This is a genomic window from Methylobacterium sp. WL7, assembly GCF_008040085.1.
Lineage (GTDB): Bacteria > Pseudomonadota > Alphaproteobacteria > Rhizobiales > Beijerinckiaceae > Methylobacterium > Methylobacterium mesophilicum.
Map to the genome: position 1 here is coordinate 1 of NZ_VRVG01000296.1, position 1,756 is coordinate 1,756.

Annotated in this window: 2 protein-coding genes; both read left to right on the plus strand. The window is 76.3% G+C overall.

All coding sequences use genetic code 11. The features are described 5' to 3' along the window. Positions 1-2 precede the first annotated feature (2 nt). Positions 3-824 (plus strand): hypothetical protein, encoded by an 822-nt coding sequence (locus FV233_RS29335; protein ID WP_246690142.1) that lies wholly within the window; start codon positions 3-5, stop codon positions 822-824. A 42-nt stretch (positions 825-866) separates the two neighbouring features. Continuing rightward, on the plus strand, positions 867-1,756 hold an 890-nt coding region (locus FV233_RS29340), incomplete at its 3' end, for a nuclease (protein ID WP_246690143.1).

Here is a 1,756-nt window from a genome sequence, read left to right on the forward strand (position 1 = left end):
TGATCCTGCCGCTGGCCCTCGTCGGCGGCGCCTCGGCCCAGCAGCAGGGGGCGGGGTCCCAGAGTTCCTGGGTCGATCCGCCGGCCCGCGGCGCGCCGTCCAAGGCAGCCAAGTCGAATCCGGCCGACCAGGCGAAGCGGGCCGTTCCGGAGACGGAGCCGGTCCGGCAGGCTGCCAAGCCGGAGCCCGCCGACGACGGCCTTCCCAAGAGCGCCACGACCAAGAGCGCCGCAACCGGGAGCGCCGCGACCCAGGGCGCCGTGACCCGGGCCGCGGGCCCGAAGCGGGCGGCCGCCCTGGAGCGTCCGCACGCCCGTCAGGCCTCGCCGCGGCATGCTGCGCATCCGCGCCGGCTCGCCGACACGCCGGCGGCCGTGGCGCCGGCTTCGGCCGCCTCAGGGGAGCGGGCCGCCGTGGCCCGGGCCCTGGCGGCGAACTACCTCGCCACCGTCTCAAGCTCGGGCGACACGATGGTCGGCGCCGCACCGCATTTCTACGGGTCGCAGGTTCGCTTCTACGGGCATCCGGTCACCCTGGCGGGGCTGGTGGCCGAGAAGCGCAGCTTCGTGCAGCGCTGGCCCGAGCGGCGCTACGAGCCGCGGACCATCCGCACCGCCTGCGATTCCGAGACCTGCACGATCCGCACGATCGTGGATTTCCGCACCGCGAACCCCGATCGCGGCGCCGTCTCCACCGGGGCGGCCGAGCTGGTCCTGGAGGTGAGCTTCGCGGGCACGCGCCCGGTGATCGTCGGCGAGACCGGACGGGTCCTGCACCGGAGCGTCCAGGCCGGCACCCTGGCCCCCTCGCCCGGCAAGGCGTAAAGCGGCTTCCGTGCGGCGCGCGGTGATGCCGGGATCGGGTTTATGACGTCTTCAACGGTGGTGGCGGAACAGGAATCGGGGCCGGCGCGTCCGGCGCTCGACGATCCGGAGCGCGCCGCCCTCCGCGAGGCGATCCGGGCGGCGATCGCCCGGGCGCGCCCGCGTCCGGTGGCGGTTCGGACCCTCGGGCTCATGGCCGAGGCCGCCATCGTGCGCGGGGACGCGGGCTACCGGGTGCTCGACCGGCACGGCGTCGTGCGCACGCGGCCCGGCACCGGCGAGCCGCTGACGCTCGCCGATTTCGTGGCGGAGCTGCAGGCGCGGCATCCGGCCCTGTTCCTGCCGCCTGAGGTGGAACCGGAGCCCGAGGCCGAGCCCGAAGAGCCGAAGGATTCCCCGATCCTGACCGGTGCCTACGAGATGAAGGCCGCCACCGCGCGCTTCGTCGAGACCCAGTCCGAGCGCGCCCGGTCGCTCGCCGAGCGCTCCTCAGTCCAGGGGCGGGCGCTGGCGCAGAACGCCGCCGGCCGCTTCGCGACCCTGCGGACGGGCCTGCAGGCCCGGTTCACCCGCCGTCCCGACGCCGCGGCGTCCGGCGCGGATCCGGTCTCGGCGTGGAACGACGGCCCGGGCCGGCTCGGCGAGTCGGTGCGCGACAGCCTGCCCCATCTGCGCGAACGGCTCGGTCTCGCCGGCGGCGACGAGGGCAGCCGCCGGCATCGGCGCTGGCTCGCGGGCGTGAGCGCGGCCGCCCTGGTGGCGGTGGTCGCGGCGGGCCTCGTCCTGGCCGGCCGCGAGCCCGATTCCACGCGCTCCACGACCGCCCCGCCCCAGGCGGCCGATGCACCCGCGACCGCCCCGCCCCGAGCGGGATCCCAAGCCGGATCTCAAGCCGGATCTCAAGCCGCCGGGCCGTCGGCGGCGTCTCCCTC